The organism is Okeania sp. SIO2F4, assembly GCF_010672385.1.
Lineage (GTDB): Bacteria > Cyanobacteriota > Cyanobacteriia > Cyanobacteriales > Microcoleaceae > Trichodesmium.
Genome location: NZ_JAAHGT010000383.1, coordinates 1 through 8,576 on the forward strand (window position 1 = coordinate 1; position 8,576 = coordinate 8,576).

The 8,576-nt window shown below is 34.3% G+C and carries 9 protein-coding genes; 4 read left to right on the forward strand and 5 right to left on the reverse strand.

The features are described from left to right. From F6K22_RS22245 to F6K22_RS22260, 4 genes are all read left to right on the forward strand, one after another. Nucleotides 1-3,326 (forward strand): GAF domain-containing sensor histidine kinase (locus tag F6K22_RS22245; RefSeq protein ID WP_293102805.1); only part of this gene is annotated, 3,326 nt, incomplete at its 5' end. Between the two features lie 279 nt (nt 3,327-3,605). Further along, on the forward strand, nt 3,606-4,181 hold the full coding sequence (locus tag F6K22_RS22250; protein ID WP_293102809.1) for an RNA-guided endonuclease InsQ/TnpB family protein: 576 nt from the start codon (nt 3,606-3,608) through the stop codon (nt 4,179-4,181). Then, the gene (locus tag F6K22_RS22255) at nt 4,138-4,371 is read left to right on the forward strand and encodes a transposase (protein WP_293102812.1); all 234 of its coding nucleotides are present in this window, start codon (nt 4,138-4,140) and stop codon (nt 4,369-4,371) included. The genes F6K22_RS22250 and F6K22_RS22255 overlap by 44 nt, the downstream gene beginning before the upstream one ends. Continuing rightward, nucleotides 4,295-4,453 (forward strand): hypothetical protein, encoded by a 159-nt coding sequence (locus F6K22_RS22260; protein ID WP_293102829.1) that lies wholly within the window; start codon nt 4,295-4,297, stop codon nt 4,451-4,453. Before F6K22_RS22255 ends, F6K22_RS22260 begins: the two co-directional genes overlap by 77 nt. A gap of 301 nt (nt 4,454-4,754) precedes the next feature. Here the strand turns inward: F6K22_RS22260 and F6K22_RS22265 are convergent, their stop codons facing one another. The 5 genes from F6K22_RS22265 to F6K22_RS22285 all read right to left on the reverse strand — a co-directional run. Then, the gene (locus F6K22_RS22265) at nt 4,755-5,360 is read right to left on the reverse strand and encodes a hypothetical protein (RefSeq protein WP_293102815.1); all 606 of its coding nucleotides are present in this window, start codon (nt 5,358-5,360) and stop codon (nt 4,755-4,757) included. Between the two features lie 875 nt (nt 5,361-6,235). Beyond that, on the reverse strand, nt 6,236-7,129 hold the full coding sequence (locus F6K22_RS22270; protein WP_293102818.1) for an alpha/beta fold hydrolase: 894 nt from the start codon (nt 7,127-7,129) through the stop codon (nt 6,236-6,238). A gap of 188 nt (nt 7,130-7,317) precedes the next feature. Then, nucleotides 7,318-7,833, reverse strand: coding sequence for a phosphoribosylanthranilate isomerase (locus F6K22_RS22275; protein ID WP_363274144.1), 516 nt, complete (start codon nt 7,831-7,833; stop codon nt 7,318-7,320). A 3-nt stretch (nt 7,834-7,836) separates the two neighbouring features. Beyond that, nucleotides 7,837-7,977, reverse strand: coding sequence for a hypothetical protein (locus F6K22_RS22280; RefSeq protein WP_293102821.1), 141 nt, complete (start codon nt 7,975-7,977; stop codon nt 7,837-7,839). 16 nt (nt 7,978-7,993) lie between these two features. Next, the coding region (locus F6K22_RS22285; protein WP_363274142.1) for a hypothetical protein at nt 7,994-8,576 on the reverse strand (583 nt) is incomplete at its 5' end.

Genomic DNA, 8,576 nt, shown 5'->3' on the forward strand with positions numbered 1-8,576 from the left:
AGAGTAGAGAACAAGGAGAATTACCGGAACTTTGGGGTTTGTTGTGCATTCATCAATGTAGTGGTCCCCGTCATTGGCAAGACTATGAAATAGATTTTGCCCAACAAATAGCCGATCATTTTGGTGTGGCGCTACAGCAAGAAAATGCTTTCAAACAAGTTGAACAACAGGCAGCAGAACTAGCTATTAGCAGAGAAAAGGAAAAATCAGCCGAACGTCAGAAAATAGTGGGTGAGTTATTCGACAAAATTCGTCTATCTATGGATATTGAGACAATTTTTGCGACTGCGACTCAAGAAGTAAGAGAACTACTACAAGCAGAGCGAGTCGCAATATATCAGTTATTACCTGATTGGAGTGGGGAATTTATTGCAGAGTCGTTTGCAGAAGGATGGACTCCTCTGGTGGGAGTTAAACCCATTATTGAAGATACTTTTTTACAAGAAAATCAGGGGGGGCGGTATGTCAACAATGAAACTTTGGCCATTGATGATGTCTATAAAGCGGGTTATAACGAGTGTCATATTCAACTTTTAGAACAGTTTGGAGCTAAAGCTTATGTAATTGCACCAATTTTGCAGGGAGAAAAATTGTGGGGTTTGCTGGCAGCTTATCAAAATTCGGCTCCCCGTCATTGGCAAAGGGATGAAGTGGAGTTGCTAGCTCAAATAGGCACTCAGTTAGGGGTAGCTCTACAACAAACTGAGTATGTTCGGAAGGTTCAGGAGCAGTCAACACAACTTGCTATCAGAGCAGTAGCAATGGAAAAATCAGCAGAACGCCAAAAAACTCTAGCGGCAATTGTTGATAAAATTCGTCAGTCTCTGGATATTGAGACAATTTTTGAAACAACCACCCAACAAGTACAAAAATTACTTAATGCAGACAGAGTTGCTATCTACCGTTTTAATTCTGATTGGAGTGGGGAGTTTGTTGCTGAGTCAATTGCTGAAGGTTGGAATTCCTTAATGCTGGAGCAAAATCAAAATCCCGAAATCAAGAAAAATGTTAGTCAATGTTCTGTGCAAGATTTGGCAAATCCCCATACTGATACCTATATGCAGGAAACTGAGGGTGGACCTTTTACTGAAGGATTAGTTTATCGTATCTGCAACGATATTTATAATGCAGGTTTTAGCGACTGTTACATTCAGTCATTAGAGTCTTATCAAGCCAGGTCTTATGGGATTATTGCGATTTATCAGGGAGAAAAACTTTGGGGTTTGCTGGCAGCTTTTCAAAATTCTGGTCCCCGTAATTGGCAAAATGATGAAGTAGATTTGCTAGCTCAAATAAGTACTCAGTTAGGGGTTGCTCTACAACAAGCTGAGTATGTTCAGAAGGTTCAGGAGCAGTCAACACAACTTGCTATCAGAGCAGTAGCAATGGAAAAATCAGCAGAACGCCAAAAAACCCTAGCGATAATTGTTGATAAAATTCGTCGTTCTCTGGATATTGAGACAATTTTTCAAATAACTACCAAAGAAGTACAACAATTATTGGATGCAGACAGAGTAGCTATCTTTCGCTTTCATGATGATTGGAGTGGGGAGTTTGTAGCTGAGTCAGTAGCTGATGGTTGGGTGAGGTTAATACACGAGCAACAGGAAAATCCCAAAATCCCCGCAAATGTTTCTCTATGTTCCGTTAGAGATTTGCCAAATTATGTGAATGATACCTATTTACAGGAAACTAAGGCCGAAAATTTTGCCAAAAAAATTTATTGCACCTGCAACAATATCTATGAGAAAGGTTTTAGTGACTGTTACATTGAGGTATTAGAGTCTTATCAAGCTATGGCGTATGCCATCGTAGCTATTTATCACGGAGAAAAACTTTGGGGTTTACTGGTAGCTTATCAAAATTCGGCTCCCCGTGAGTGGGAAACAGCAGAGGTAGAATTGTTGGCTCAAATTGGCGGTCAGTTGGGAGTTGCACTACAACAAGCTGAGTATTTCAAACAAGTTCAAGCTCAAGCAGCAGAATTGGAGAAAGCAACAGAACGACAAAAGGCGTTGTCAATTACCATTGATAAAATTCGTCAATCTTTGGATATTAATGCTATTTTTCAGACTACTACTCAAGAAGTGCGACAGTTACTAGAAGTTGAAAGAGTAGCAATTTATCGTTTTTACCCAGACTGGAGTGGGGAATTTGTGGCAGATTCGATGATTGATGGATGGACTCCTATAATTCAGACTCCATTACAAATTAATCCTGTGCTCCCTCAACAAACTAACGCGAGTAAACTTCCCAGAAATGAAACTTTTGTGCCAATTTTGCAGGGAGAAAAACTTTGGGGTTTGTTGGTTGCTTATCAAAATTCTAGTCCTCGTTATTGGCAAGATGAAGAAATTAATTTGTTAGCACAAGTAGGAGTGCAGTTAGGTATTGCTTTACAACAAGCTGAATTACTAGAAAAAACTCGTACCCAAGCTGAAGATTTGACAAAGGCTTTGCAGAAGTTAAAACAAACCCAGGTACAGATGATTCAAGGTGAAAAAATGGCTGGTTTGGGGCAGTTAGTAGCAGGTATTGCCCATGAAATTAATAATCCTGTTAACTTTATTTATGGCAACCTGAATTATGTGGAGGAATATGCTCAAAACTTACTAGATTTGATGAAATTATATAGTCAAAATTATGTCGATCCTGTTCCAGAAATTCAAGATTTTGCAGAAGATATTGACTTAGAATTTGTCATGGAAGATTTGCCTAAGACGATAAATTCTATGAAGCTAGGATCTGAACGTATTCGTCAATTAGTATTTTCATTAAGAACATTTTCTCGTCTTGATGAAGCAGAAATGAAAGCTGTGGATTTACATCAAGGAATTGATAGTACCTTGTTAATTTTGCAGCATCGTTTCAAACCTAGGCACGCAAATTCTGAAATTGAAGTTGTGAAAAATTATGGAAATTTACCTTTGGTAAAATGTCATGCTGCTCAAATTAATCAGGTGTTTATGAACCTGCTTAGTAACGCTATAGATGTCTTGGAAGAAAAATTAACAACAGAAGACGATTTTAGCCCTACTATTAGAATTACTACGAAAGTTAGCAGCACTAATCCAAGTAGTGTTTTAATTAAAATTGCTGATAATGGTTTGGGAATTCCCGTAAAGGCGAAAGAGAAAATATTTAACCTGTTTTTTACTACTAAAGATATAGGTAAAGGAACAGGTTTAGGACTTGCAATTAGTTATGAGATTATCGTGCAAAAACATGGCGGTAAGCTCTTATTTAATTCTGAAGTAAATCAAGGAACTGAATTTATTATAGAAATTCCAATTGAGCAAAATAATGGCAAAAGTCTGAAGGATTAAAGAGGTGATTTTTCATCTTAATAATCCTAGATTGAGAAATTTTATCTCAAATACGGTTAAACAGTTATACCAGTTTGATAAATGTTTGCTACAAATATTTAGGGTGTCGCTAGCGGTCAGGATTCAGTAGGAATATTCTTTAAGCATTTATTTGGGTAAATCTCTATTTTTAGTCAAAGAGAAATCATTGAGAAAGTTTTTCAATCATTATTACTATTCGTAACATTCTTTTTTCAAAACGGTATTATACATTGGTTAAATCTTCAGGAGTAGTGTTAAGTGTTAAGTGTTAAGTGTTCCCTCAAACCTAAAATTTTGTACCTCACGCTTTTTGGGAATTGCTATAAACCATTACAGCAATCATTGAAAGACTTAGACCAAGCATATAAAAACTTCTTTAATAGTTGCACTGGAAAACGAAAAGGAATTAAGGTAAAATCACCATTATTTAAAAGGAGAAAGTCTAGACAAACTGCTAGATTTGTAGGAGCTAATTACAAAGTCGGTCAAGATAAAATCTATCTACCAAAAGTAGGTAAGATTAGAATAGTTTGGTCTATACCATTAACATCTAAACCTAGTTCTGTCACAATTATTAGAGATAGTGCTGGTAGATATTTTGCTAGTTTTGTTGTAGTGACGTTTCGCGAAATGTCACTACATTGTGCTCAACATTTGCCAAAGTCTGAAAACTCAATAGGTATTGATTTGGGGATTAGTACATTTGCTACATTCAGCAATGGTACAAAGGTTGAATCTCCTAAACCTCTCAAACAAAATCTCAAAAAGTTAGGTAAGTTTCAACGTAAATTTGCTAAAACTCAACCAGGTAGTAAACCTATACGAAAAACCTAGACTGAAAATAGCTAAACTTCATGCCAAAATTAAAGATATTCGTACAGACTTTTTACACAAGTTGTCTACTGATTTAGTTCGTGAATATGATGTAATTGTGCTAGAATATTTGAATGTTTCAGGCATGTTTAAAAACCGTAAGTTGGCTAAAGCAATATCAGATATACAATATCGATGCTCCAGGACTTGATACTATACCAATTATTAAAATTAAGATTATAGATGCAGATGGAGAGATAAAGAAATGGGAATATTCGGAAAAAGGGATTTAGAAATTGATAGGTAATACCATTTATCAAAAACTTTTATACATTTTATTGAGCCAAGGAGTAGGGGAGTAGGGGAGTAGTAAAAATAAGAATAATTAACATTAACTGAGGTGCTAATTAGTAAAAAAGTGATTCTACCTGTGTTAATTAATTAATTAATGACTGAAGCGTTAGCTAAGTATAGCATTACTTTTGAGAACTGGTATAATAGAAACAAAATATAGCATTACTATTTATAAATGGTATTATTTAAGATAATCACCGTAAAATTATTTATGGCATTATTTTCAGTAAATTTATCTTACTAATACCAACTTAAATCAGTCCATTTTTTAGGAAAAATTTGGTCTGGAAATACAAGATTAGCTTGTTGATAATGTTCAAAAGATTTAATTAGATTATGGGTAGGAACTCCATAACAGCGAGTTTGATAAATTAGAGCTAGATTGTTATTAACTATTCCCCATTGTTCAGGAAATTTATCTAAATCATATACTTCTAAAGCTAACTCGCAGCAAGCTAAAGCAATTTCTAAATTAACATCAGAATCTCCATCAGGTAGTGCCCAAATAATCTGACCAAAATTTACTAATGTACTGGCAATGATAGCTGCTCTATTTTGACAGATATTGAGAAAAATTTGCCTCGCCCACTTGCGTAAAATGTATATAAAATGGGGTTCTAATAAATCAATATTTTCGACAATTAGAGGATAAACTGTTTGAGGATTGCCTTGACTATTAAAAGTTAACTTTAATACCTCTAGTAAAAATGGCAAAGTTTCATCAATTGGTATAGTTAGAGAGGGAGTAAAAATTTTATCTTCTAACCAAGAAACAAAATTTTGATAATATGGCAATTTTTTCTCTAAAACGCTGTAAACAGGAAAATATGGTTGCATATTGTGCATAGATTTTATCTGAATTTTAGTTAATTTTGCCCCTAATGGCTGCTATTGTAAATTGTAAATTTTAAATTGATAATTTTGACTTTTTTAAGCATTTCCATTGTTAGCTACTTTACATTCTATTTTCCCATTCTAGAGTTTAGGTTTCCGGATAGTCTGAGATTGTTTTTAGATATTTAGGGTAAATAAAATTGAAAATCTAGGGTCGTTAATTATCCTGATATAATTGATTTAACGTTGTTCTACTTATACCAATTTGATAATTTTTTGTTACAAATGGTAGAAGTAAGAAAGAGGGAATAAATATTGAAGAAAAAAAGGTAAAATGATAGATATAGCTTTCTCTAATTCATTTGAGAAGCTCTTTTTAAGTATCTCCGATCGCTTTTGGCATTTTTTTGTAACTTAAGACCCATTTAAACTAGGTATTAGCAAACTAGGGAAGAAACCGTCAAACCCTCCCCCCCATCTCCCTATCAGCCACAATAACCAATTTAGATGCTTAACAGCTTAGTATTCTTTTTCCAAATATTCTTCTGTCAATTAATTTGAATCCTCAGTAAGTAAATAGACCTCTTGCAAAAGTTTTAATTAAATAAATTCAAGACCTAAAATTAACAATTTCATCTCCCTATTCCCTGACTTCTGCAAGAAGTCTAATATAATTAAACGCAACTATCTCCTAAGCGAGTGGAACCGACTATAAAGAAGCAATATCAATGATTTCTAGGATTTGAAAATAAGTTCGATTTTACAACTTTTTTTGTCTACCTACTCTACTTATCAAAAGGAAAATATCAAAGAAAATTTACATTTTGCCAAAAGTTATTGTCTTACATTTCACTAGAGATTGCTATATTATTTGATTCAAACTTCATCTACGCTAAAAAAGTTAGCACTCTTTGTAAATAATTTTCCCGATCTTCTAGCATAGGAAAATGAGCAGTATTTTTCATAATAGTAAACTCTATTGTCTCATTAAGTTTTGCTGCTTGCTGACCCATCTCTGCCGGAATAATTTTATCATATTCACCAGAAATTAATAGAATTGGTACTGTTAAGTTTTTAAATTGTTCTGGCAACCATTCTGATGCTTCTTTACTCACAGAAGTTAAGACTGTGCCATAAGCAGCATCAAAATCAGCCATCAGAAAATCTTCTAAAAATTCATTACATAAATTATCGGGAATAGACCTATACAAAAATCTTTTCATCACCATACGACCCATAAAGGGAATTTTTGTTAACCATTTAGGGCGAAACATCACTACATAACGACTTACCTTATGGAATGCAGAAAAACTTTTTTCATCATATTCAAAAATACCACTACAAGTTAAAATTGCTTTTTCTACTCTCTCTGGATACATATTTAAAAATAGAGCTGAAATAGACGATCCAGTTGAATGAGCTGTTAGGTAAACTTTGTCTAAATTTAAAGTCTCTAATAAAACTTTTAAATCTTCTGCGTAACCAACTAAACCATAATTATCAGTAAGATATTTTGAACTTTTGGAAATACTTTTTTCTGCTGTGGGGTCAGGTGTAGGTAAAGAGGTACGACCAAATCCTCTTAAGTCGTAAATTAAACAATCAAATTGCTCGGAAAGTTCTTTAGCTGTGCTTTCCCAATATCTACCAGAACCACCCCATCCGTGCAAAAATACCATTACTGGTTTTGATTCTTCTCTAGAGCTTGAAGTCTTTATCCACTCATAGTAATGTTCAACACCATTAATATTTATATAAGATGTTTTTTCTGTAGTTTTCACCTTAATTAGCTCCTGCTTCCTGATTAAAATTTTTAATTTAGTTATTGATTATAGCAACTCCCATACTCGTAAAGTACAAAATTTTTTTGTTTTCGGGAACAGGGAACACCGGATCTGGGAACAGGATAGAAATAAATATAGGTGTACCTCATTAGTCTAAGAAACACTATATATCAAACTCTGTATAATTAATAAATCCGACTAAAAAAATCAGATAATTTCATCTCATCTAGTTTATTATTTGTTCTAACACCAGAACAAACATCTAAACCAAAAGGAGAAACTTGTTTAATTGCTGCTGCGACATTTTCTGAATTTAAACCACCTGCTAAATATACAGGTATATCTACTAATTCCCGGATTTTCTTACTAATATCCCAATTATGAACTTTACCTGTACCTCCTAATTGTTTAATTGCTAGATATTTATTCCCAGAATCTAATAATATTGCATCTACCAATAGAGCAACTGCAATAGCTTCCTTTATAGATTCTTCTCCTATTACATGAATAACCTTTACAATATCAATTCCAGACATAGCATCTCGCAAGTCTTGATATTTTCCTAATATAAGATCGTCACATATTTGAATTGTATTAACTCGACAATGACGTTGTTGTTCAATAATTGATTTTATATCCTGTTTACTAGTTAATAAAAAAGTAGATACACCAGGCGGAACTACAGCAGAAATTTCTGCTATTAATTAGTCAGAAATAACTCCTAGTCCAGAAGGCATGGCAGAAACTAAACCCAAAGCTGAGGCACCATAAAAAATTGCCATTTTTGCTTCTTCAATACTGCTAATACAGCAAATTTTTACTCGCGGTTTTGTTGTTGGTTTCATCTGGCAAGACCTCCTCTTAAAAGTTACTTAACTCTCCATAGTTTTCTAATATTTTGAGAATAAATTCTTTAGCTGTTATAGGTGTTGCTGTTTTGACTTCAACACTGTTTTGATGTAGCCACCAACCTGTAGTAATGTCCGGCGATCGCCATATTTCTAAATGTTCTACGGATGGATAGGCATAAAAACTCTCATCCCCACTCCCGAAAATTCCCCAACTCCAGTGGGTGAAATAGTCGTGACTAACTCTATATATAGGAAAATTCCCAGTTAAAGGCATTCCCCATCCATCAATAGCTATAAGAGCTTTTACTTGTCCACCTCGCAGTTGCCAAGTCCAAGCAGTTCCTATTGCTCCTACCACTCCTGCACTAAAGGCAATAAATAGTAATGGCATATCTATAGTTATAGATTTTGAACACCATAAAAATTTTGATATATCAATGGCACAGTAGGGAGCATAGTCTTGAGTTGGACAGACTAAGAGGTCGCTGGAATCAGAGAGACTCCGCCAATTCATAAATAATCCCTCCAAGAATTGCTCGGTTAACTTTGGGTTATGTATTCCGGGGCAAATTACTATAGCCATTTTAGTTATC

Coding starts and splice junctions, on each gene's coding strand:
- F6K22_RS22260 (WP_293102829.1), top strand. CDS start 4,295: ATGTTTCAGGCATGTTTAAAAACCGTAAGTTGGCTAAAGCAATATCAG.
- F6K22_RS22265 (WP_293102815.1), bottom strand. CDS start 5,360: ATGCACAATATGCAACCATATTTTCCTGTTTACAGCGTTTTAGAGAAA.
- F6K22_RS22280 (WP_293102821.1), bottom strand. CDS start 7,977: ATGAAACCAACAACAAAACCGCGAGTAAAAATTTGCTGTATTAGCAGT.